This window comes from Shewanella sp. SP2S2-6, from assembly GCF_031931965.1.
GTDB classification, from domain to species: domain Bacteria; phylum Pseudomonadota; class Gammaproteobacteria; order Enterobacterales; family Shewanellaceae; genus Shewanella; species Shewanella baltica.
In genome coordinates, this window is record NZ_JAUOEQ010000024.1 from 15,802 (window position 1) to 39,976 (window position 24,175).

20 protein-coding genes, 2 tRNA genes and 1 pseudogene are annotated in these 24,175 nt (G+C 45.1%); 9 read left to right on the top strand and 14 right to left on the bottom strand.

The genetic code is table 11. The annotated features are described in order from the left end of the window. Positions 1–284: 284 nt before the first annotated feature. The gene (gene lrp / locus Q4Q57_RS15495) at positions 285–791 is read right to left on the bottom strand and encodes a leucine-responsive transcriptional regulator Lrp (protein WP_006081649.1); all 507 of its coding nucleotides are present in this window, start codon (positions 789–791) and stop codon (positions 285–287) included. Between the two features lie 179 nt (positions 792–970). Between lrp and ald the strand changes: the two genes are divergently transcribed. Both ald and trxB read left to right on the top strand, forming a co-directional pair. After that, positions 971–2,086 carry an alanine dehydrogenase gene (gene ald / locus Q4Q57_RS15500; RefSeq protein ID WP_006087493.1) on the top strand — a complete coding sequence of 372 codons (1,116 nt, stop codon included), beginning with the start codon at positions 971–973 and terminating at the stop codon, positions 2,084–2,086. 340 nt (positions 2,087–2,426) lie between these two features. After that, the gene (gene trxB / locus Q4Q57_RS15505) at positions 2,427–3,380 is read left to right on the top strand and encodes a thioredoxin-disulfide reductase (RefSeq protein ID WP_311891302.1); all 954 of its coding nucleotides are present in this window, start codon (positions 2,427–2,429) and stop codon (positions 3,378–3,380) included. Positions 3,381–3,643: 263 nt separating this feature from the next. On the opposite strand, the gene rplT is transcribed toward trxB, so the two are convergent. The 4 genes from rplT to thrS form a co-directional block, all read right to left on the bottom strand. Further along, a complete protein-coding gene (rplT, locus tag Q4Q57_RS15510) occupies positions 3,644–4,000 on the bottom strand; it encodes a 50S ribosomal protein L20 (RefSeq protein ID WP_006081652.1) in 357 nt (118 codons plus the stop codon). Between the two features lie 16 nt (positions 4,001–4,016). Then, positions 4,017–4,211 carry a 50S ribosomal protein L35 gene (gene rpmI, locus Q4Q57_RS15515; protein ID WP_106650517.1) on the bottom strand — a complete coding sequence of 65 codons (195 nt, stop codon included), beginning with the start codon at positions 4,209–4,211 and terminating at the stop codon, positions 4,017–4,019. An 84-nt stretch (positions 4,212–4,295) separates the two neighbouring features. Further along, positions 4,296–4,838 (bottom strand): translation initiation factor IF-3, encoded by a 543-nt coding sequence (gene infC, locus Q4Q57_RS15520; protein ID WP_012089240.1) that lies wholly within the window; start codon positions 4,836–4,838, stop codon positions 4,296–4,298. A gap of 3 nt (positions 4,839–4,841) precedes the next feature. Then, positions 4,842–6,770, bottom strand: a complete 1,929-nt coding sequence (thrS, locus tag Q4Q57_RS15525) for a threonine--tRNA ligase (protein ID WP_011846833.1) — start codon at positions 6,768–6,770, stop codon at positions 4,842–4,844. 291 nt (positions 6,771–7,061) lie between these two features. Between thrS and Q4Q57_RS15530 the strand changes: the two genes are divergently transcribed. Both Q4Q57_RS15530 and Q4Q57_RS15535 read left to right on the top strand, forming a co-directional pair. Beyond that, positions 7,062–7,295, top strand: a complete 234-nt coding sequence (locus Q4Q57_RS15530) for a hypothetical protein (RefSeq protein WP_259574949.1) — start codon at positions 7,062–7,064, stop codon at positions 7,293–7,295. Positions 7,296–7,610: 315 nt separating this feature from the next. Further along, on the top strand, positions 7,611–7,811 hold the full coding sequence (locus tag Q4Q57_RS15535) for a CPXCG motif-containing cysteine-rich protein (RefSeq protein ID WP_006081657.1): 201 nt from the start codon (positions 7,611–7,613) through the stop codon (positions 7,809–7,811). A 33-nt stretch (positions 7,812–7,844) separates the two neighbouring features. Here Q4Q57_RS15535 and Q4Q57_RS15540 read toward each other — a convergent pair whose 3' ends face one another. Beyond that, positions 7,845–8,468 carry a riboflavin synthase subunit alpha gene (locus Q4Q57_RS15540; protein ID WP_226058598.1) on the bottom strand — a complete coding sequence of 208 codons (624 nt, stop codon included), beginning with the start codon at positions 8,466–8,468 and terminating at the stop codon, positions 7,845–7,847. A 33-nt stretch (positions 8,469–8,501) separates the two neighbouring features. On the opposite strand from Q4Q57_RS15540, the gene Q4Q57_RS15545 reads away from it, so the two are divergent. The 4 genes from Q4Q57_RS15545 to Q4Q57_RS15560 all read left to right on the top strand — a co-directional run bounded on the left by Q4Q57_RS15545 (position 8,502) and on the right by Q4Q57_RS15560 (position 11,472). Next, positions 8,502–9,881, top strand: a complete 1,380-nt coding sequence (locus tag Q4Q57_RS15545; protein ID WP_311891303.1) for an MATE family efflux transporter — start codon at positions 8,502–8,504, stop codon at positions 9,879–9,881. Positions 9,882–10,135: 254 nt separating this feature from the next. Next, positions 10,136–10,212: transfer RNA gene (locus Q4Q57_RS15550), tRNA-Val, on the top strand. 38 nt (positions 10,213–10,250) lie between these two features. Beyond that, positions 10,251–10,327 (top strand) — tRNA-Val (locus Q4Q57_RS15555). Positions 10,328–10,521: 194 nt separating this feature from the next. Beyond that, positions 10,522–11,472 carry a hypothetical protein gene (locus tag Q4Q57_RS15560; RefSeq protein ID WP_311891304.1) on the top strand — a complete coding sequence of 317 codons (951 nt, stop codon included), beginning with the start codon at positions 10,522–10,524 and terminating at the stop codon, positions 11,470–11,472. Positions 11,473–11,572: 100 nt separating this feature from the next. Here Q4Q57_RS15560 and Q4Q57_RS15565 read toward each other — a convergent pair whose 3' ends face one another. The 8 genes and pseudogenes from Q4Q57_RS15565 to Q4Q57_RS15600 all read right to left on the bottom strand — a co-directional run bounded on the left by Q4Q57_RS15565 (position 11,573) and on the right by Q4Q57_RS15600 (position 20,823). Next, complete coding sequence (locus Q4Q57_RS15565; RefSeq protein ID WP_311891305.1) at positions 11,573–12,361, bottom strand: CLCA_X family protein; 789 nt, start codon at positions 12,359–12,361, stop codon at positions 11,573–11,575. A gap of 279 nt (positions 12,362–12,640) precedes the next feature. Then, complete coding sequence (locus Q4Q57_RS15570; protein ID WP_311891306.1) at positions 12,641–13,681, bottom strand: diguanylate cyclase; 1,041 nt, start codon at positions 13,679–13,681, stop codon at positions 12,641–12,643. A 187-nt stretch (positions 13,682–13,868) separates the two neighbouring features. Then, positions 13,869–15,788 (bottom strand): ATP-binding protein, encoded by a 1,920-nt coding sequence (locus tag Q4Q57_RS15575; protein ID WP_311891307.1) that lies wholly within the window; start codon positions 15,786–15,788, stop codon positions 13,869–13,871. After that, positions 15,778–16,089 carry a hypothetical protein gene (locus Q4Q57_RS15580; RefSeq protein ID WP_259581086.1) on the bottom strand — a complete coding sequence of 104 codons (312 nt, stop codon included), beginning with the start codon at positions 16,087–16,089 and terminating at the stop codon, positions 15,778–15,780. Before Q4Q57_RS15580 ends, Q4Q57_RS15575 begins: the two co-directional genes overlap by 11 nt. Continuing rightward, positions 16,079–17,287, bottom strand: coding sequence for an EAL domain-containing response regulator (locus tag Q4Q57_RS15585; protein WP_311891308.1), 1,209 nt, complete (start codon positions 17,285–17,287; stop codon positions 16,079–16,081). Before Q4Q57_RS15585 ends, Q4Q57_RS15580 begins: the two co-directional genes overlap by 11 nt. After that, positions 17,284–18,251, bottom strand: a pseudogene (locus Q4Q57_RS15590) (helix-turn-helix transcriptional regulator). The gene Q4Q57_RS15585 and the pseudogene Q4Q57_RS15590 overlap by 4 nt, the downstream one beginning before the upstream one ends. Positions 18,252–18,792: 541 nt before the next feature. Further along, entirely contained in the window at positions 18,793–19,860 is a 1,068-nt protein-coding gene (locus tag Q4Q57_RS15595) for an AraC family transcriptional regulator ligand-binding domain-containing protein (protein ID WP_311891309.1), read from the bottom strand. Continuing rightward, the gene (locus Q4Q57_RS15600; RefSeq protein ID WP_311891310.1) at positions 19,861–20,823 is read right to left on the bottom strand and encodes a diguanylate cyclase domain-containing protein; all 963 of its coding nucleotides are present in this window, start codon (positions 20,821–20,823) and stop codon (positions 19,861–19,863) included. Between the two features lie 573 nt (positions 20,824–21,396). Between Q4Q57_RS15600 and Q4Q57_RS15605 the strand changes: the two genes are divergently transcribed. Beyond that, positions 21,397–24,150: a TonB-dependent receptor gene (locus Q4Q57_RS15605; protein WP_311891311.1), complete on the top strand. Its 2,754-nt coding sequence runs from the start codon at positions 21,397–21,399 to the stop codon at positions 24,148–24,150. Positions 24,151–24,175: the final 25 nt, after the last annotated feature.

The window sequence follows — 24,175 nt, forward strand, 5'->3', positions numbered from 1 at the left end:
GTGGAGCACATTAGCCTGTTTTTCTGTGCAGAATTGGCCATGATTGGCAAAAATTAACCTATTGGGGTGTTTAAGTGTGCTTTTGGAGAGGAATGAGTTATTACACAAACACTTCCGTTAACAACTCTGCTTAAAAATGCCACAAAAATAAGCCCCTAAGTTGGCGAACTTAAGGGCTCTAACAAGGTTAGTCGTCGTAGGTGTTAAACGGGATAGTTGTGCTGACTTGACCAATAAATAAGGGGCCTAAGCCCCTTATTGTAAAACCAAACAATCAGGGTAATTTAGATATCTGAGAGTAGATGATTTATCGCTACGCGACTGGTGTGTTTAACCTCTTCCATCACGACATAAGTCCGCGTGTCGGAAACAGAAGGTAATTTCAACAAGGTTTCACCTAACAAGCGACGATAAGCCGACATATCTGAAACACGAGTTTTCAGTAAGTAGTCAAAATCGCCTGAAACCAGATGACACTCTTGAATGTCGTCGAGTAACTGCACTGCACGGTTAAACTTATCAAACACTTCGGGAGTATCACGGCTTAAGGTGATTTCCACGAATACCAGTAGGGATGCACCCAGGAAATGAGGATTGACCAATGCGGTATAGCCATTGATATAACCTTGCTTTTCGAGTCGTTTCACTCTTTCTAAACACGGAGTTGGACTAAGTCCGACTCTTTTTGATAATTCCACATTAGAAATGCGGCCATCAAGTTGTAATTCATTAAGAATGTTGCGATCGATGCGATCCAAGTCTTTTACAGGACTCTTTTTATTATATGCCATTTATTTAACCTTGCTTTATCACTAAAACAACATTTTATTCTACGTATGCCGAAAGTTCAGCAGCATAAACTGCGTCGCCGATACTATACTAGATATCCCTGAATTAATCACGTTCAGGTCACGATAAAATAACAATTATGCCCATTAAAAGTGGGTTTTCAGGCAATTGAGGCTCAAAGATGATTATTGGTGTTCCCAAGGAAATTAAAAACCACGAATATCGTGTCGGTATGGTTCCTTCTAGTGTTCGCGAGTTAGCGATCAAAGGTCACGAAGTTTTTGTAGAAACAAATGCTGGCACAGGTATTGGTTTTTCAGATCAAGATTATATTGATGCTGGCGCCACAATTTTAGCGACTGCTGCTGAAGTTTTCGCTAAAGCGCAGATGATTGTAAAAGTAAAAGAGCCTCAAGCAGTTGAACGCGCTATGTTGCGTCACGATCAGATTTTATTTACTTATCTGCATCTTGCGCCAGATTTACCGCAAACTGAAGATTTAATTAAAAGTGGTGCCGTATGTATCGCTTACGAAACTGTGACTGACGACCGTGGTGGCCTGCCCTTACTAGCCCCAATGTCAGAAGTTGCTGGCCGTATGTCCATCCAAGCTGGCGCTATGGCATTAGAGAAATCTTCTGGTGGTCGCGGTATGTTACTGGGCGGCGTTCCAGGTGTTGAACCTGCTAAAGTCGTGATCATTGGCGGCGGTATGGTCGGTACTAACGCTGCACAAATGGCGGTTGGCATGGGTGCAGATGTGGTTGTACTTGACCGTAGCATTGATGCACTGCGTCGCTTAAATGTGCAATTCGGCTCTGCCGTAAAAGCCATTTACTCTACTGCTGATGCGATTGAACGTCATGTTATTGAAGCCGATCTTGTGATCGGTGGCGTACTGATCCCAGGTGCTGCGGCACCTAAATTGGTTACCCGTAGCATGATTTCACGTATGAAGCCGGGCAGTGCTATCGTTGACGTCGCAATTGATCAAGGCGGCTGTGTTGAAACTTCACACGCAACCACTCACCAAGATCCGACTTATATCGTTGACGATGTTGTGCATTACTGTGTGGCGAACATGCCAGGTGCGGTTGCTCGCACTTCCACTTTCGCACTTAACAATGCAACGCTACCGTATATTCTTAAGTTAGCGAACTTAGGCTATAAAGAAGCGCTGTTGCAAGACAAGCACTTACTCAATGGCTTAAACGTGATGCACGGTAAAGTAGTCTGTAAAGAAGTGGCTCACGCCCTGAACTTAGCGTTCACCTCTCCAGTTTCATTACTGGCATAAGCGTTTAATTAGCTTAAGCTTTCGATGTAACATTGCGTTTGCTTTACCTAGCAAATGATCCAAATCGGCCTCGACTCTGTTGAGGCCGATTTTTTATTGGCCAGAATCAAAGCCCAAGCATGCAAATCGATAATCACCCGTATCTAAACTTGTCTCGTGCTTTTGCTAGTGATGCCCTCTCAAGCTGTTTATTTCGCCGCAGTAAAGTAAAACTGACACTCTGAATACCAAAGCGCACTGACTCGATTAGCACAATCTAAAAGAATCGCCCTCCAACACTTTACCCCCACAGGTAAATTCCCTACAATCCTTGCAATTTGCTAAAGGCACGGAGATAAAAATGAGCCAGGTCAGACATTGTAACTTATTGATTTTGGGTTCAGGCCCAGCAGGATATACCGCAGCCGTTTATGCTGCGCGTGCTAATTTAAAACCTGTGATGATCACAGGTATGCAGCAAGGTGGTCAATTAACCACTACGACTGAAGTTGAAAACTGGCCAGGTGACGCGGATGACTTAACCGGTCCAGCGCTGATGGAACGTATGCAGAAGCATGCAGAAAAGTTCGATACTGAAATCTTGTTCGATCACATCAACGAAGTGACCTTAACCGAGCGCCCTTTCCGTTTGAAAGGCGATAACGGTGAGTACACCTGTGATGCGCTGATCATCGCAACTGGCGCTTCTGCCCGTTACTTAGGATTAGAATCAGAAGAAGCATTCAAGGGCCGTGGCGTATCAGCCTGTGCGACCTGTGATGGTTTCTTCTATCGCAATCAAAAAGTCGCTGTGATCGGTGGCGGTAACACTGCCGTTGAAGAAGCATTGTACTTAAGCAATATTGCCGCTGAAGTGCATCTGATCCACCGTCGTGACACCTTCCGCTCAGAAAAAATTCTGATCGACCGTCTGATGGACAAAGTTGCCAATGGCAACATCATTCTTCACTTAGATCAAACCATGGATGAAGTGGTTGGTGATGCTATGGGGGTGAACGGCCTGAAGATGAAGAGCACTAAAGATGGCTCGATCACTGACTTAGCCGTTGCTGGTGTGTTCGTCGCCATTGGTCACAGCCCTAATACAGGTATTTTTGAAGGCCAGTTGGAAATGAACCACGGTTATTTAAAAGTACAGAGCGGTTTGCAAGGTCACGCCACGCAAACCAGTATCGAAGGTGTTTATGCTTGTGGTGATGTGATGGACCAACATTATCGTCAAGCGATTACTTCTGCGGGCACAGGATGTATGGCCGCACTCGATGCAGAGCGTTATTTAGACGCTAAGAAGTAACTAGACTCAATTTTTCAACGAATAGCAGGCTTAGCCTGCTATTTTTTAGCCCAAAATTCTTAAGCGATTACAAAAAATTTTGTGAGTTTTCCAATCAGTACTGTTCACGCGTGCAGGTGTTTCTCCTTCACGATGCTTAATCTTGTACCAGTCAAATGAGCGCTTATAAGTGTTTAAGTAAATAATATCATTGGGTTAAGTCAAAAATCACGCACAAAAAAAGGGACCAAATGGTCCCTTCTCTACAGCAACAAACTAATTTCTTAGTTTAACGCTTCTTTTGCTTTTTCAACTAAAGTTGCAAATACAACTTTATCGAATACAGCGATGTCAGCCAAAATCTTACGATCGATTTCGATAGACGCCTTTTTCAGACCGTTGATGAAACGGCTGTAAGACAGACCATTTTGACGAGCAGCAGCATTAATACGTGCAATCCAAAGTTGACGGAATTGACGTTTTTTCTGACGACGGTCACGGTAAGCATATTGACCAGCTTTAGTTACTGCTTGAACAGCAACACGGTAAGTACGGCTACGAGCGCCATAATAACCTTTAGCCAGTTTTAAAACTTTCTTGTGACGAGCACGAGCGGTTACACCACGCTTAACTCTTGGCATTTTCTAATCTCCTAAATTAAGCGTAAGGTAATTGACGCGCGATTGCTGGAACGTCAGCTTTTGCAACTAAACATTTAGCACGTAAATGACGTTTACGTTTAGTGCTTTTTTTCGTCAAAATGTGACGTAAGTGTGCTTGCTTGCGCTTGAAACCATTAGCGGTTTTCTTAAAACGCTTCGCTACACCCTTGTCTGTTTTCATTTTAGGCATTTCTAAAACTCCGCATTGGGATGTTTAATAAAAAGCAAGGCGAGCAAAGGCCATAGACCTTCGCTACTTTAAGTTTTGCCCTACTTATTTCTTTTTAGGCGCTAGCACCATAATTGCTTGTCGGCCTTCCATTTTCGGGAAAGATTCAACAACCGCATACTCGTCCAAATCAGCCTTGATACGGTTCAATAGATCCATACCTAGGTTTTGGTGTGCCATTTCGCGACCTCGGAAACGCAGCGTAATCTTCGCTTTGTCCCCGTCTTCCAGAAAACGTATCAGGTTGCGTAGTTTTACCTGATAGTCGTTTTCGTCAGTTCCAGGACGGAATTTAATTTCCTTAACCTGAACCTGCTTTTGCTTCTTCTTTTGTTCCTTGGCTGACTTAGCCTTATCAAAAAGGAACTTACCGTAGTCCATAATGCGACATACTGGAGGTTCAGCATTTGGGCTGATTTCTACTAGGTCTACACCTGCTTCATCTGCCAAATTCTGAGCATCTCTGATGCTTACCACACCAATAGCTTCACCATCAATGCCTGTTAAACGTACTTCTGGTACGCCTGTGATTTCTTCATTGATTCTATTAGGGGCTGGCTGACGCCCTGCTGTTTTTTTGATCTTTATGACCTATTCCTCCAACAATTTGAGACTACGGAGCGAAATCTGTTGATGGATTTTAGTGGCGAAATCTTCAAGTCGCATCTTACCTAAATCGATACCATCACGGGTACGCACCGCTACTTCCTTATTTTCCATTTCTTGATCGCCAACGACCAACAAATAAGGGACACGCCTTAAGGTGTGCTCGCGTATTTTAAAGCCTATTTTCTCATTCCTCAAGTCAAAAGACGCTCGAATACCTTGTTCTTTGAAGAATTTTACGACTTCTTCAACATAATCAGCCTGTTTATCGGTGATATTCATCACGACAACTTGCATTGGGGCTAACCAAGTTGGGAAACGTCCTGCATATTCTTCTATCAAGATACCCAAGAATCGTTCCAAAGAGCCTAAAATAGCGCGATGGATCATCACAGGGGTCTGACGGCTGTTATCTTCGGCAACATAAGTTGCACCAAGACGGCTTGGCAACGCATAATCGAGCTGCACAGTACCACATTGCCACGCTCGGTCCAAACAATCGTGTAAAGTAAATTCGATTTTTGGTCCGTAGAACGCGCCTTCACCTGGCAAAATAGTGAATTCAATATTATTGTCACGCAGAGCTTGCTTAAGCGCTTCTTCCGCTCTGTCCCACATCGCATCGTCACCGATACGTTTTTCTGGGCGAGTCGACAGTTTCACCACGATATTTTCAAAGCCGAAGGTGGCGTATGTATCGTAAACCATCTGGATACAAGCACTCACTTCCTCTTGAACTTGACTGTCAGTACAGAAAATATGGGCGTCGTCTTGGGTAAAGCCACGTACGCGCATTAATCCGTGTAACGAACCAGAAGGTTCATTACGGTGACAGCAACCAAACTCAGCCATACGTAATGGCAGGTCGCGGTAAGATTTCAACCCTTGGTTGAAGATCTGCACGTGGCCTGGGCAGTTCATTGGCTTGATAGCATATTCGCGGTTTTCACTGCTGGTCGTGAACATGGCTTCTGAGTATTTATCCCAGTGACCAGAACGTTCCCACAACACGCGGTCCATCATTAATGGGCCTTTCACTTCTTGGTAAGTGTATTGGTTTAACTTACGGCGAATGAATCTTTCTAATTCGAGGAAGATGCTCCAACCGTCGTTGTGCCAGAACACCATACCCGGTGCTTCTTCTTGCATGTGATACAAGTCGAGCTGCTTACCGATTTTACGGTGATCACGCTTAGCCGCTTCTTCAAGACGGGTTAAGTGTGTGCTCAAGGCTTTTTTGTCAGCCCAAGCAGTACCATAGATACGTTGCAACATCTTGTTTTCTGAGTTGCCACGCCAGTAAGCGCCAGCAATGCTCATTAATTTGAAATGTTGGCAGAAACGCATGTTAGGTACGTGCGGTCCACGACACATGTCTGTGTATTCTTCGTGATGATACAGCGCAGGCGTCGCGTCTTTGCTGATGTTTTCATCCAGAATGGCAATCTTATAATCTTCGCCGCGCGCAGCGAATGTATCGCGCGCTTCTTGCCAGCTAACCACACGTTTTACAACGTCATAGTTAGTTTTTGCCAGTTGAAGCATGCGCTTTTCTAAGGCGTCGATGTCATCTTGAGTCAACTTGTGCTCAAGGTCGATATCATAGTAGAAGCCGTTATCGATAACTGGACCAATCGCCATCTTGGTTTCTGGCCACATTTGCTTAATCGCGTGACCTAATAAATGTGCGCAAGAATGGCGAAGAATTTCAACACCTTCTTCGTCTTTGGCGGTAATGATTGATAGCTCTGCATCGGTTTCAATGAGATCGCAAGCATCTTTTAATTCGCCATTAACACGGCCAGCGATACAAGCTTTCGCTAAACCTGGGCCAATATCGGCGGCAACATCGAGGGTCGATACAGCATGAGCAAACTCGCGTTTGCTACCATCGGGAAGTGTAATTACAGGCATGAAATGTCCTTTCCAGTGGTGACCCACACGTAGGGCCACTTGGTTTTAGTTAGTGTAAGAGAAATGCTCGCTAGGTTAAGACAGTACAGGAGTCTTAGCCGCCTTGCGTAGCAGGGCGTTTATTCTAAGGGATTGTAGCTAAAAGGCGCAAGCATATTGGCCAGAATTGGGATTGAAAGCAAAAAGCAAATTCATGATTTTGCAGTGTCTTGGTAACTTAGCGGTCATCTAACTCCCCTATTCTGGCGCCAGTTTATTAGCCATCACTGAAAACATGACAAGGGAGTTGATATGTTGAACTGCATTCTACTGGCTGTGGCACTCACGAACACAGCCGCCGCTTTACCTGAGCCGCAGCATATAAGTGCAAACGAACCTCAGATCGATACTCAAGTATTACTCGTTGATATTAAAAGTGAGCTTGAGCTACAGATGCAGCGTTTAACGCTGGATATTACCCAAAATGCCCGCGATGGCGTGTTACACAGTAGCGAAATGGAAGGGTTAGTCACGGTTAAGGACTAAATGCTAAAAGTGTTGTTGATCAATTAAGCAAAGTATTTAACCAGAAGGTCTATCATGCTGCCTTTTGAGACCGACTTCGTCTAAGTCAGCGCACTGCACTCTGCTGTATACTCAAATAGGAAGCACTTAAATAGAGGCACTCGAATAGGACGCACATAAACACAGCACTCAGGTTTGCAAAACCAACGTACTGAACAATAGGTGCGATGTACAAACTAAGTGCGAGATGTGCTGATTGAACTGAGCGATTCGCTCTATTCTATTGGGGCTCTGCTCTATTGTGGCTTTCTTCTATTAGCTATAAGGAGTTGCACCATGAGAGTCATGAACAAAATTATTGCTTGTCCCCACTGCGGGCACCATCAAGATATCAGTATCGATGCCAGCTGCGGAGATCAAGATTATTACGATGATTGCCGAATTTGTTGTAATCCCATTCACTTACGCTTACATATCGACGAATTGAGACGTACCGTTGAGCTGTATATCGACTCAGACGACGAGCAAATTTATTAAACGAGATTGCACTAAAGGCTGCATGTCACGAGACTAACGTGCTTGTTCGTTAAAACGCCTGGCCAGCACGCGCTCGACTGTGTCGACGATAACTTGCGTTTGGCTATCGATCTCAATATTGAGTTCATCACCCACTTTATACTGACTTAAATTGGTCAGCTTTAGGGTTTCAGGAATTAAGTGCAACTTAAAGCCGGAGTCACTCACCTCGCCTACCGTTAAGCTGCAGCCGTTAACGCCAGCAAAACCTTTATAAAAAATGTAATCCATCCATTTAGGCTCAATGCCCAGTGTCAGATCATAATGCTGTTCTGTATGGCTAATATCGACGACTTTAGCCTTGGTATGAATATGGCCAGAGAGAATGTGCCCACCAATTTCACTACCGAAAGTTAACGAACGCTCAACATTAACGCTTTGACCTATCGACAAATTAGCCAGATTCGTCAGTCGCAAGGTCTCTTCCACTACGTCGAAAAATACCCTATCATCAACCACCTGAGTCACAGTAAGACATACCCCGTTATTTGCCACACTTGCACCAATCGCAAGTCCCTCATGCAAATCAGGTTCAAATGCTACCTCAAGGGTATTTAGGCCATCTTTCTTATGTATTGCGACCACCTCGCAGGTGGCTTGTACTATACCTGTAAACATTTTTTGCTCGCTTAATCGTTAAAGGCTGTATTTATGAATCATTCAGGCTATCAAGCCAAACGTTTAATCCAATTGGCGCTGCCGGTGCTAATAGCTCAGGTCACTCAGACCATGATGGGCTTTATTGATACCGTTATGGCGGGTCGTGTTAGTGCGGTCGATATGGCCGCTGTTGCGGTCGGCACTAGTCTTTGGTTACCCGCTATTCTGTTCGTCCAAGGTTTGCTGATGGCTTTTACACCTTTATTTGCCCACTACAATGGAGCGAATAATCAAAAAGCCATCCAACCTTTGGCCTTTCAAGGGGCCTATCTTGCCATCATTGGCGGGATTGGCGTGATGATTTTCCTCGCATCAGCGCCCTTTGTACTTGGCCATATGGATTTAGAACCCGAATTATACCGCTTAACCATTGGATATCTCGACGGTATTTTATGGGGCGCGCCCGCATTTGTGCTTTACCAAGTACTACGAGGCTGCAGTGAAGGGATTTCTTATACGTTACCTACAATGGTCATTGGCTTTGTCGGCTTAGCGGTGAACATACCCGCCAACTACATCTTTATTTACGGACACTTTGGCGTACCTCCGATGGGTGGTGCAGGCTGCGGTATTGCTACTGCCTTGGTTTTTTGGGCCATGCTGATTGCCATGACTATTTATATGCAAGTACATAAGAAATTTGCAGCCTTAGCTCCTTTCAGTAAATTTCATCGTCCTGACTTTGAAACGATGAAAAAAATGACCAAACTCGGTATGCCGATAGCAATGGCGCTGTTTTTTGAAGTGAGTTTATTTGCCATTATTGCGTTGTTACTCGCCCCATTAGGTGCAACTGTGGTGGCAAGTCACCAGATAGCACTGAACTTTTCTGCGATTGTATTTATGCTGCCGTTGTCTATTGGTATCGCAGTATCGATTCGAATTGGCTATTACTTGGGGCGCGATCGTGCTGATATTTCTGCAGTGGTCGCCAAAGTGGGTTTATGGTTAGCGCTATCCCTTGCATTATCAACTGCAGTCTTGACCGTCATATTTAGATTCCAAATTGCAGAGCTTTATAATGGTGATCCTGAAGTGGTCGCTTTAGCCGGCAGCTTGATGTTAATGGCGGCACTGTATCAATTATCGGATTCAGTCCAAGTGGTAGCCGCCGGAGCCCTACGTGGTTATAAAGATACCCGCAGTGCCTTTTATATCACGCTGTTTTCCTATTGGGGCATAGGTATGTCACTCGGCTATACCTTGGCTTATACGGATCATATCGTTCCTGCCATGGGCGCACACGGTTTTTGGACCGGATTGATTGCAGGTCTCACCTCGGCGGCGCTGCTATTTTTCATTCGACTGCGTTACATCCAAAAACATGGTGTGCATTTAAGCCTGATTGAAGGCGACAGTGTGCATCACTAATCGGATAGGCAAGATTTAAAGCAACGGCGAGCATTAAGCTCGCCGTTTTGTTTATGTCTTAGTGGTTTGACGTGCTCAGTAAGTCTAACTTGCCGTTATATCAACAACTTTGTTGAAACACTGGGCAAGTTGCACAGCAATTCACCATTTGACGATAATTTTGATTTTTTTGCTTGCCAGCCCTGCACTATGCCCCTAATATAGCGCTCGTTCGAAGGCGCAATGCTTTTGAATAGCAAGTTAATATTTACGATGCACCCGTAGCTCAGTTGGTTAGAGCACTACCTTGACATGGTAGGGGTCGGTGGTTCGAGTCCACTCGGGTGTACCACTCTATTCACAGAGTCTAAAAAGTGAAATTCAAACAGTGCACCCGTAGCTCAGTTGGTTAGAGCACTACCTTGACATGGTAGGGGTCGGTGGTTCGAGTCCACTCGGGTGTACCATTTCTTGCTTTATCTCCATTTGTCCTAATTCCTATATAATTACTACAAGTTGTCTCTCTTCATCTTTAAAATTTCTTTTTAAATTTAAAAATGTTGTTAATGCCGATTTGTGTTGGCGGATTAAGCCTTTGGGCTCAGGGAGATATCCATTACAATGAAGTTCATTTTGAGTCCGTGAAACAGATATTCAGCCTATGCCTAAGTCTCATACCCACATGCACCAACATTTGCAGATGCCACATTCGCGGGTCGATCTTCACACGTTGGCGCATCAACTTGCCTTCGAGCAAGTGACCATTATTGGCAATGCTTCTGGCAATTGGCAGCCAGCTTCTACTGGCACGACATTTATCTTCAACGGCACTCAATGGAATGAGAAAAGTAACCCAAATAATCAGATAGTGAATATCGCTAATGGCGGTTTTGCAGAATCAAAATATGCTTTTGTGGTACAAGGTCACCCGCAAAGTGATTTGCTTACCCAAGCTTTGACACAAGTTGCGATTGAATTAACGCCTCAGCTTGGCTGCTGGCCTTCATCTGGCTTAACCACAATCGTGTTGATGCAGCAGTTGTCTCAGCATGTGCAAGTGCAGCGTATGTCGCTGTTTCCGAGTTTAGCAAGGCCTAATGATTTACCACTTGAAGACCACTTACCTTGTATGGTGCATAACTGGCTAGGCGAGCGGCGGATTGCGCAGACGTTCGCGCCCGCACTCGACTGGCGGGAGTTCACTCTGCCACCGGTTTATCTAGCAAATTTTCCTGCAACAGACAAAGCGCGTGGATCCCAAGCTTCGCTGGTGATTAACTCGGGCAACCCCTTTGATTTACTTGCGTGTTTACAAGAATCAAACCCATCGGCAGATATTCCACATTCCGCAAACAACATACAACTCGATTGGCTGATTGCGCTGGCTCATACGCCTATCGACGTTTGGCTGAAATATGCAGATTTTAAACAAGTCATCAATTCCGAAGCATTATTTTTTAATCACATGCCAGAATCAAAACCCAGCTATTGGTATTTAATGGATACTCAGGCGTCCCAATATCTGGATGCCATCCGCCACAGTTTGGCCTATTGCTGGCAAACACTTTCGACTAAGCAAAACGGCACGACTCACACCATCACTTATCGTTAATTCGTTAATTCAGTTTCTAATTTGACGACTCGCCAACTAAGCTTGTACTCGCATCACACTGCCATTTGCCGTGTTTTTGACGTACTTTCAAAAGCTTAAATCAGCCGAGCGGATGTTTACTCAATGCCATTCCTAACGGCTCGAAGTAATTGATCAAAGCTTGGAATATCACTTTTCTGTGGGCTTCATCGGGATAAGCCCCCTCCTTCGCCATTGCTGAAAAGCGTGTCCCTGACACTAAATACGGATTCGAAATATCATCATAGGATTCAATACAGGCTTCAAATGCCCGCGCCATTATTTCAGTTGGCCGTGCGAAGTACTGCATTCCATGTTTTTTATCTAAGGCAATCGCTCGGCGCACATAATCATGGGGCTCATCGCCATCACCACTCAAAAACGTCACCTTGAAGATCTCCGATAACCGTGCATTCAGTGGATGTTCTATGATGGGCAGATCCGATAACCAAAGATCGCTCGCGCATTGAAAGCGCTTAGACGAAGATTTGAAGGACTTAGCGGCAATATAGTGGTCAAACGCGTGCCAAAATTCGTGGGCTAAAGCGCCAGCGCCGGCATTTTTTGCCAAGGCCAATTCCCGAGTCGCGGGCGCATAATGGGCCTGTACGCCCTTTTGACCGCCATGGCCAAAGGCCAGACTCACGGTTTCCCGCAGCCCTAACGTCAAAGGTGGCAGCTTTAAGATAAAGGCCAGATCGGCGAGTGAATCAAACACCAGAACCGCAGCAAGGCGCGATTCATCCCGCGTAACCCAGCGGCCAACGCGCACATGGCTAAACCCAAAGGTTTGTTTAACATCAAGAAATGTCACCTGCTCACCAAATCGATAATCGGGTCCATGGCGGGTATATTGCTGATTGATTAACACGGTTTCCCTTGAAGGCTAAAGCAATGTGGACTGATATGGCGGCTATTTTAGGTGAAAAACCAAAGGAACAAAACGCCGTTTTGAGTGCAAAACTAAGTTAAGCGAATGCGTGATAGTGTGATGAGTACTGTTCCCGCTAAGCGTGTTTCTTTTTTTGGATTAGCGCTGGTTTTTGTCAACTTTGAGTTTTATTCTTGGATTAGCGACACGCTGGGCTAGCGGCTCAGTCTTAGTTACACACGGATGACTGGCGCCATGCACAAATAATATACAATTTACTCAGCTAGGCTGGTTACCCGTTAACGTCACATCGTCCCATATCACCACGCGATTTCGCCCGAGGGTTTTAGCTTGATAGAGCGCTTTATCCGCCTCGGCCACCAGCTTTTCAGCATCCGAGCGACACTGACTTCCGGTTCCCACGGGCAATGCAACCTGCTCCACATCTGCAATATCAGTACTGTTATCAATGCTATGGCGAATAATCACAGGGGTTAAGGCGCTGACCCCTGCTGAAAACTGATATTGAAAATCAGCCACGATTGCAGAAATGTCTTCATTGGCAAGGGATGACATCATCCGCGTCACGGTTTTCTGGGCCGCATCAACTGTGGTCTCTGGCAGTAATAGAGCAAACTCTTCACCGCCTAAGCGGCCAAAAATATCGTAGGGACGGGTTCGGGCGCTGATGAATTGGGTAAAATGCTGCAATATCTTGTCACCGACTTGATGACCATAGCGATCATTGACGAGTTTAAAGTTATCGATATCCATCATCACTAGGCATAATGGCAACTGTAAGCGACTCAAGCGTTTGATTTCGTGCTCTAACTGCTGAAAAAAGTGCCGCCGATTGGCAATCCCCGTTAACTCATCGGTGAGCGCGAGGCGATTTAATTCAGTCTGCGCATTCCTAAGGGCAAATTCGACCTGTTTTAACTGGGTGATATCCGTGCAAACAATCACCATATCGCCATTGTGATAAACCTGTTCAGAGAGTTGTAACCAGCAGCCATCCACCAGATCCACTTCAAAACGTCTAAAAGCCGATTTACGTTGATGCGCATGAATAAGCTCGAGCCATTCCTCTATGGTTTCATGCTCAATTTTCGGTCCCTGTTTATGGGTAAAGGCAAAGCGCATCATGTCGTCAAAATGCTTGCCGACCATGTCTTGATCAACAAAACCAAACATTTTCGCAAAGGTATTATTATAAAAGATAAAATGATTATGTTTGTCTAACACTGCTAGACCATTCTCGCTCAGCCGCAAAGCTTCCGTTAAAAATGGGTAAACCAATTCAAGGGGTTTCTTATCCATCGGCCTTCCTAGCAGTGACACATTTAAAAAATAACTTAGATATGTTTAGCGTAGCAGTGTTCTAAGCAGTTCACCGCGCTTATACCTTGGATAACACATTAACTGCAAAGATATTTGCAGTATTTCAGTACCAATTAGATGAAGCCAGTAAATCGTATTTAAATATAACATTCAATATGTTGATGATTTAGTCTTTTATCGCTAATTTGCTGAGAAAGACTTCGGCACTAAAAGGTTTCTGCATGAAATGCACCTCAGGAAATGACGCTAATTCGGGAATATCATCGCAGTCATTCGCGGAGAGCAAAAAGAAACGACACTGATGTTCAATAGGGCTATTACTCTCCAGGCTTTGTAATACTTGCTGCATCAGCCTGACCAATTGTAAACCGTTCATTCCTTGTAAACGGTAATCCACAATGACAATGTGTGGCAAATGGTTAACCAACATCTTCAGTGCTTGCTCTGTATTATCAGTACTGAAGGTTTGAAAATGATAGTGCTCCAGCATGGCGCGACAAATTTCAAGATTAAACAGATTGTCATCTATGATCAGCACCTTTTGTTGATCATATTGAAGTGTTAATCGTTCTTTCACAGCGCTGAGCTGACAGGGGAAATGCAGTAACACTGTGGTGCCTTTGCCCTTTTGACTGCGTAGCCTAAAGCGACCGCCAATTTGCTCAAGCAATCGATTGCACGTATAGAGGCCGAGTCCCATACCCGATGTCGCAGCAATGTGTGAGTTAGCGGCGTGCATAAAAGGATCGACTAAAGCGCGCTGCGCCTCCTTTGACATACCATCACCAAAATCGCGGATCAGTACCCTAAGCATAGGACGCTGAATTTCAACATTTGTTTTAAGGTGTAGGTCAATATAACAATGCACTTCGCTACCTGTGCTGTATTTAAACGCATTATTGATAATGTTGGTCATGAGCTGGAATAACTTAGTCCCATCAAGCTCAATAAACGTAGGTAAAGACTTATTTACTTTAATGTGCAAACGTTTGCCAGAGGTTGCACTAAACGCATGATAATAGTCCTGAATATTACCCACATACTCATGTAAATTTACCGAATGTAAGTTCAGTGTTAATTGCCCTGCTTCTGCCTTGCTGTAATTTAAGGTATTTTCAGCAACCGAATAGAGTAAGTTGGCAGACCAAGCCATTTTATCGATGATTTTGTCCAGTTCCTCCGGTTGTGACAGGGCTTTTTTTAACATGCGACTATAGCCAAGAATGGCATTGATTGGGGTACGAATTTCATGATTAATGCTCGAAAGCACGGCTAGTTTAGCGCGGTTATCGAGCTTGATTTGCTCCACAATACGCTGATTCTTAGACTTAAAGTACAAAAGGAAGGACAGCACTATCCCAAGGCCTGCAATCAGTAAGATGATCACGATAAGCTCGATAACTTCCTTTTGCGGCACTTGATATTGTACCTGTAAATTTACCCGGGTTTGATACTCGGGAATGGCTAAGGTTTGGCTATCAGAGTAATTGAATAATGAAAATAGGCCACTGGCTAACTTATGATGACAGGATGAGCTTTGCAAAAACGACTGCTCAAATGACTGTTCAAATTGATAGGTAATACAAACGCCCTGCTCTTGCTCAATTCGCGCGAGTATCCGCGGATGAGAAATGGCATAGACGAGATAAGGCATATTAGGCTCATCAATCTCCACCACTGCCAAAGTGTAATCGGCAAGGCTCGCCTTAAGTTCTCCTTTAAGATTCTTGACTAACTCAATCTGTTTAAGCTCAGTAGCCATCGTTTTATCTGAGATATAGGCCAGTTCAAGACTGGGGGTCAGCGTAAAAGCGACGGCAGATTTGATTTTAAGTAAATCCTTGGCAAAAATCTCAAACTCCTGTGACGTCACCTCGCTCGATGCGTGAAAAAAAGATTTCAGCGCATCCAACATGATCTTATGTTGTAAGAACATATCCCGCGAGGAAGTAAAAACCGCCTGCGCTTTTTTATCGTAAATAGCGTCAAACTCATACAGCGAGTGGGACAAGGTTAGCCACAGCACTAATATTGTGACCCATAAGCCACTGAACATATTGATGCAAGCACTGTATTTAACGCTCATTGGCGTAATCCATTACGGCATTAAGTAAATCGTTTAGCTGATGTTTGAACTGTTCACGCTCGCAAGAATTAGCCATAGGCACGGTATTCTTAAGCTGCAAATAGCGAGCAATCCCCACGAATTGATGTGTTAGGGCCTCGATACTGTCATTGGACTTACATTTTTCTAGCTCGAGTCGCATACGCTGCAACTCTGCGATAAGTGTTGATCGCAGTCGCGATTGCTGTTCTTGGCTGTATTGCTCAAAAAATGTCGATAAGGCCAGTGTTAACTCATTATTAATTGTTGACTTAGTATCCATGGGTTAGGCATTCCCTATTGTATTGCGCTATCCAATCAATAAGATAACGACCTTCAATTGGCGGGCTATATAAATAGCCTTGGGCAACATCGCAGCCTAGTTCAGAAAGAATCGTTTCTATTGCACTTGTCTCAACGCCTTCAGCAACCACCTTTACGTGCATCTTCTGCGCAAGTGCTATGGTGGACTCCACAATGAGATAATGTTGGTGATTAATATCCATATCGGAGACAAAACTTTTATCAATTTTAATTTCTTTAAAGGGAATCGCATCGAGGCGATCATAAGTGGAATAACTTTTACCGAAATCATCGAGGGAAATATCGATATTGTTGATGATCAGCCGTGCAATTGAGTTAAGCACTCTATCTTGATTGATGATCTCTTGTGATTCAGTGAGCTCTAAAATCAAATGGATGTGTTTATGCTCACGGCCACATTCGATGATGAATTCAATCAGTTCATCGCAAGTCAAATCATCCGCGGTAATGTTAATCGACAGCGCAAACGCCGTCAGTAAAGGTTGACGCGACCAACATTGCAACGCCTGGGAAATGACCATCCGCGAGAACAGGCTATTCAGCCCCTGTTGATTAACCAGTGGCAAAAAAACGTCGGGATAAATATAGCCATTGGATCGATCGCAAAGCCGCGATAGCACTTCAAAACCCATGATTTCCTTGGTCCTGAGGTTAATCTTAGGTTGATAGCACAGAATTAATTGTTCATCTTTAAGCAATTGCCGCACATTGATATTGGCCGCCCTGTTTTGCACGACCAACTGATGTTGATGTGAATGATGTCTATCCGAAGAAACGTCTAACAAAGGCGTTAAAATATCATTCACATTGATAGGCTTAGCAAATACCCCCAATAAGTTGAGTCTGAGGCCTGTGATGATATTGTCCACCAGCTCTAGAGTCCGCTTATCCGAGGAGCTGATAACCGCGATCGGTATAGCGGCAAAACGGGGCTCAGAGGCCAACATATTGATCACTGCGATCCCATCTCCTTGGTCCATCTTGAGATCTATGATGATTAAATCAAGCACCACTTCGATGCCGATGAGCAGTTCAATACCTTGATTACCGTTACAGGCTTCAAAAATCTGCACATTATCCTCAGCTAAATACTTATGGATATCGGCTTTCATGGTTTCTCGAATAAAGCGCTGATCATCTATGATGAGAATATTCATATCGTAGTCTCTAACTGCATGAAAAAAATGGGATCGATCGTTTGGGATTTTGATGAAGGTATGACGGAAAGCTTGAGCAGATTGCGATTCGCCATCACCTCTGTGCGACTGCAGAAAAACGAATAGTTTTTTATCGGTTTCGAGCGACCTTCTATCGTTCTCACTTTGAAAATGGGTAACTTAAATTGCGTTAGCTTTCGTTTTAATGACTCATCACAGATATTAAAACTTAAAAACTTGAGTGAGCGACTCGTCGCCAATTCATTGAGATAAACAGACATCATGTAGTTTTCAATATAGGGAGTCACACCAAAGGAGGAGAACACCATCAAGGTGTCTGGTAAGGCTTGGCTGTTATGATTAATCACTTCGAATAAGTCCACCTCATCATTCATAAATTCGAGAGCAATTTTGCCCTGAGTGCGACAAAAAAGACTATGTCCGACAATCTGCTCACCCAAGCTAAACGCAACGACTAGAGAAAGACCGTGGAAAAAAGGTTGAGATAACTTACGGCTCACAAAGGATAAACGCGGATTACTTTCATAAACCAAACTGAGTTGCAGCAAAGCCATGAAGTTATGATGGTGGCTCTCGATAAATTCGACTCGATAAGGCGTGTTGCGGTAGTACGGATGATCACTGCGTTCTATGTTGGACTCAAAAAGGTTAATCAAGGCTAAGCCTTCGTTGATAAACTTTTTATCCTCCCGATAAATATCAAAGAGTTCAGAACCAAATATTTCAACAATTTCAGACTGTTTTGCAAGGGATGGGATGTTAACCCCTCGCTCCCAACGGCTAATCGTGATGGAGTTAAGGTATCGAACAGACAGCTTTTCTGCCTAAGCAAACCACATAAATCTTCTTGGGAAAGGCTATTTTCAGTGCGGGTGTGTTTTAAGAAATTGGAGAATGTCTGTGCACTGGTTTTGTTTTGATAGGAGATAGGTGTACAAATCATATCGCGTTCCATCTGTTTTTTTTACTTTATCTAGCAGCTCCATATATGTCGTATGGTCGATGTCATCTATTGGCTCTGGATGCCTATATGTATAAGTAATCCAAATGCGCTTAAGTCCTTCGATGAAATAAAGTCCAGTGATTTTTTCGTCACTCACCACTCAGTTGCTCCATTTCAGCTTAATGTTCACCACGATTTTGCAATAGGAAAGTGAGTATAAATGGCATTGTTTATCTGAGACCATGGCACAGTCAAAATAGCAACAATAAAAAAGTGTCTAGTCATTCATTCGGTAAAATCATTGCCATAATCACTCATCACTCACTCAATGAAATAACAGTTCAGCAAGCTTACCCCTTATAAGCCTTATGCAATAATCATTAAGGGTGAAATTGATTAGTTATGCGCTAAACATTCAAACCTAACACTATAACGCCGATAATTTTCTCACCCAACATCGTTTTTTAGGCATAGTTATTCATGCTTTGAATAAGCAAAGATCAAAATTACGTTTGGGAATACAAGCAGGATAGCGTTTTGTTTAAGCCAGCCAGCTGCGAAAATAGGTGGGCAATTGGCCTGTCCAGCGTTTAAAAGAACGCCTGAAATTACTGGCGTCACTGAATGACAGTGAGTTTGCAATCGTGTGGGCGTCTTGCGAAGGTGTGGCTAAATAATAAAGCGCTTTGATTAAACGGGTTTCATCGGCGAGTTGGCCAAAGCTTAAATCCATCTCGGCCAAGCGACGCTTTAAGGTCGCTGGGCTCATCATTAGTTTTTCTGCCATTTCTGGCAAACTTAAGTTATCCCGCATCAGCGACAAACGAATGCCCGCCGCCAGTCCGAGTCTATATTCACTGGCAAACAGTGTGTAGCGCGGCGATTGAAAGTGACTTTGGCGCGAAATGACAGCATGAGTCACAGCATGGCGTGTAGCTTGTGATTCAACGCTGCTGGCGATCTGCTGCGCATATAACAGCGGTTGCTGCATAAAGGCTTTTGCCATCGAGACTCGACACAGCGGCGCATCGAAACTAATGTCTGTGCCGAAGTACTTATAATATTGGGCGATATTCTGTGGCGTCTCGTAGGGAAAGCTCATACTGCCACGCCAACCCTGCCCCATCAATTGTTTACAACTGGCGACCAATGACGACAGGCTTAACTCAATAAAGAACTGTCTATGCCGCTGAGTGCCTAAATCGAGACTCAGTAAAAAATGCCATTCTTTGTCACCCTGCCAACGCCAGCACTGTAACCAAGGCTGAGTGAGCCAATGAAATTGATACCAAAATAACCCAAGTTCATTGAGATCCCGCGCGCATAACATCCCCGCAGTTAGCGCGCCACTTTGGGATGGCAGCCATAATTGCCCAAGTAAAAAGCTTAAGTCGCCACTTGGCCACAGTGATAAACCATTATCCACCAGTCTGAGTAATTGTTTCGGGCTAATGCTATGGCCAGGTTTGCGGATATCTGCACTGAAAATCCCCGTACCACGCAGTAATTTGTCGCAATCCAGTCCCCTTTGCTTAAATAAGCCCACAAGGCTCGCCACCAGCAGTTGGCTGTCGATACACTTATCTTGCCAAGTGGCTAGGGCTCTCATTTATCGCGGCTCATGAAACGCGCTGACTGTCGTGGTTTGCGGGTTTGATGGCTGACGGTTTAACTTTTGCTGTGACATTTTTTCATTGAGTAATTTGAGTAATGCCTGCGCTTCATCCTTAAGCGGTCGTTTTGTTGGTTCACTGCTCAGTTTATCCACAACCATCTTGGGAGATGGCAAAGCCCACACCACTGAAACCTCGCAGCCCAGTGCTGTAATGCCATACTGTAACTGCTCCGCCATGGTACTGACCCAAGGTGCGATTGCACCATTGAGCAAAATGATAAAACGATCGCCAGCATAACGGCAGACCAAATCTTGACTTCTTAGCTGGGTACTTAACCACTGGGCGACATCGGATAACAGTTTATCGCCCTCTTTTGCACCTTGAAGTTGGTTATATTGATGAAAATAATCGATATCAAGCATGATCAGCCCAAAGGGTTGCTGCTGCGCCAGTTGCTTTAGCAAGTGGTGCTCGAAGGCTTTCGCATCGTTCAATAAGGTTAGGCCATCGGTCAGATGGTGTTGGCGATAGAATTGCTCGCGGGTTTGTAATTGACGGTTGACGACGGCTTGCTCGTCACGCCACAGCCAAAGCCCGCAAGTTAGAATGAGTAGACCAATCGGCGTTGGCATCTTTTCAAACCAGTTATACACGGGCAGCGTTTTAACGATAAAAATTTCATCGAGTAAATCTAAATAACAACCTAAACAATAACTTGCCAGACCTACCACCAGTAAGTTGGTTACGCGCCCCGATGGACGAGCCGAAACAATCACCATCAACCAACACATGCCCAGCACAAACAAGGCTCCTTCGGTGGCGATATCGAGCCAATCAACTTGAGGAATGGCTTTCGCAGGCGTGTTCTGCCACAGCAGTAGCGGCACGATAAAGATGATCAACAGACTTAAGCCATACACACAGGCCAGTCGCAGCGATTTCACGGGATAATGCAAGAGCTCACCTTTTGATTTTGTTGTGCAGAATGGAGTGGGAATTCACCCTATTGGCACCGCAAGCTAACCCAGTTTTATGACAAAAAGGTGACGTACGGTTTAGCGTGATTGCGGCAAATTAGCTCAACCACTTTGGGATTTTACGGCTATTTGTCGGCTATTATACTGGCAACGCTTGCTCACCTTTACGGACTCTCACACTAAATACTCATGCAAGTAATTGGTTTAAAATATTTAAATCAGTAATAGAACATTTAAATACACAAGCCCTTCCCTAGTGTTTTTGCTGCTAAGCCCACTGTGATAAGCGTCTTTTTAGCTCACGCTCTCGCAAAAAGTCGCTATTAAGCGGCGTTTGAGGGCAAGTTTGCCCCATTTACAAAATCCCGTCACAAATCTGACATTAACCTGCCCTAACGTTGCCGCTATTGAATGTTTCCAGTGACTAAAAACACAGATTCAAATCCGTGACGCCATGTTGCAACTCATGTAGCGATGCAGCGATGTAGCGACCGAGGATAACTGGCCGTCACGGATATCACTCGCGTACCAACAAAATAATAGGAAGTTAATATGCAATTTCGTACGCCGTTATCGGCCATCACCCTTGCCATTGTGGCCGCCGGATTCAGCGCTAATGTCCTCGCCGTGGGTAAACTCGAAGGTCAGGTTCGTGACAAAAATAGCCAGCAACCCTTAGCTGGCGCGAGTGTCACTATCAAAGAGCTTAATCTGAGCCAACAGGCTGGCCGTGATGGTCGCTACTTCTTTGTCGGCATTAATGACGGCAATTACACTCTGGTGGTCAATTACCTCGGCGCTATGCCGATGGAGCACAAGGTCCAGATTGCCGATAAGCAAACGACCCAGCAGGATGTCAGCCTAAGCAGCAAAGATGTTGAGCACATTATGGTGGTCGGACAGCAAGGCGCCTTGAGCAAATCCATGAACCGTCAACGCGGTGCGGATAACGTGCTCAATGTGGTGAGCGCGGATGTACTGGGGAATTTCCCCGACAGCAACATCAGCGAATCACTGCAGCGAGTACCGGGACTTTCTATTGAACGTGACCAAGGCGAAGGCCGTTTTGTACGGGTACGCGGAATGGCGCCGGATTATAACTCAGTGTCGATGAACGGCACGCGTCTGCCATCCCCTGAAAGTGATCGCCGCGCCGTGGCGCTCGACGTTGTACCATCAGATTTATTGCAATCGGTTGAAGTCAGCAAGACCTTAACCCCAGATATGGATGCCGATGCGTTGGGCGGCGCGATTGAAGTCAAAAGCCTATCAGCATTCGATCGAGACGATACCTACGTTAACCTGAGCGCAGAAGCCAGCCAAGATTCTCTAACTGATAACACCAATCCCAAATTGGCCGCCAGTTACAGCGATGTCATTGGCGAAAAGTTAGGTATCGCCATCGGCGCTAGCTGGTACAACCGCGACTTTGGCTCAGATAACGTCGAAACGGGTGGCAACTGGGATTTCACCGATGGCACAGGTTACGGCAATGCGGCGCTCGAGTCAGTCGATCATCGTGACTATGAAATCAATCGTGAGCGTTTAGGCATAGGGGTGAACTTTGATTATCGCCCAAGCGATGACACAGATTTATACCTGCGCACGCTTTACAGTGAGTTTGACGACACCGAAACCCGCAACAGCGCCAAGACGAAGTGGAAATCGCCGCTACAAGCAGGCGAACTCAGCCAAGGCAAAACCACGCGCTCACTTAAATCCCGTAGCGAAAACCAAAACATCACTTCCTATGTCCTTGGCGGAGAAACCCGTTTTGAGCGCTGGACCCTCGATTATCAAGCAAGCCACAGTACGGCAAGTGCCGACAAGCCACGGGATATTGCCGGCGCGGACTTTGTCGCCAAAATCGATGACACAGGTTTTAGCGATACCCAACGACCGCACATAATCGCGCCCGAAAGCTATTATCAAACCGATAATTTTGAGCTGGACGAAATCGAGTTAGCCGAGTCGAAAGCCAAAGACACCATTAACAGCGCCCAATTTGACCTCAGCCGCCAACTGAGTCTAGGTGGCTATCCTGCCGAAGTGAAAACGGGGCTAAAACTCAGCCGCCGCGATAAAACCAATCGTGAAGAAGTGTGGATTTACAGTGACTTTGCCGACCAAGGCGTTAGCGATGATGCCCTGTTACTGAGCCAATACTCAGGTGATGAAGTCGATTACAGTCTCGGCCGCTTTGGCGCGGGCATTAACGCTTCACCCGTGTGGGATCTGGTGGACAGCTTAGACGCGGATGCCAATCGCGATGACATCGAGTCGACCATCAATGACTTTGATATTACTGAAGATGTCAACGCCGCCTATCTTATGGGTCACTTAGATATCGGTAAACTGCGGATACTCACAGGGCTAAGGTTCGAGCAAAACCAATGGGATTCTAAGGGCCATGGTTTCGATGGTGTTAGCGGCGATTTTATCGATATCAACAACACCAGCGATGAAGATCATTGGTTGCCCGCTTTGCATCTCACCTACCGTTATTCTGACAATACAGTGCTACGCGGCGCGTGGACCAACACCTTAGTGCGCCCGACCTTTGGTCAACTCGCGCCAGGTTATTTGCGCGAAGAAGATGACGGCGATATCGATTTAACTTTCGGTAATCCCCATCTTAAGTCGCTCGAATCCATGAACTTCGATCTGAGCCTAGAGCACTACTTTGGCAATATTGGGCTCGTGTCGGCGGGATTGTTTTACAAGGACATTGATAACTTTATCTACAAAGCAGACTTAGCTGGACGAGATGATTATGTCGATGCCCATAGTGCAGTGACTTACATTAACGGCGACAGTGCCCACATTTCTGGGATTGAGCTCAGTTATGTGCAGGAATTCTACTTTCTGCCCGAGCCCTTTAACGGACTCGTGCTCAATTCTAACCTAACCTACACAGATTCCGCCGCCGGCATCAGCTGGTTAGATGACGGCGCAGAGCACAGCCGCGATATTCCGATGCCAAGTCAGTCGGATATCACCGCGAACCTGTCCTTAGGTTATGAGAGCACTTACGCCAGTGTGTGGTTATCTGCCGCCTATAAATCGGAATACTTGCAAGAAGTATCTGAACTTGATGATGTACGTCTCGATCTCTATGAAGACGCTCACTTGCAATGGGATTTTGTCGCAAAGGCACACATTACCACCAGCCTTACACTGTATTTTAAAGGTGTGAATCTCACCGATGAGCCCTATTACAGCTACGCAGGTCACAGCGACTATAACGCCCAGTACGAAGCCTATGGCCGCACTTTCCAATTAGGCCTGCAATACACTAACTATTAACGCGCTCATCGGCACTTAGGGTAGT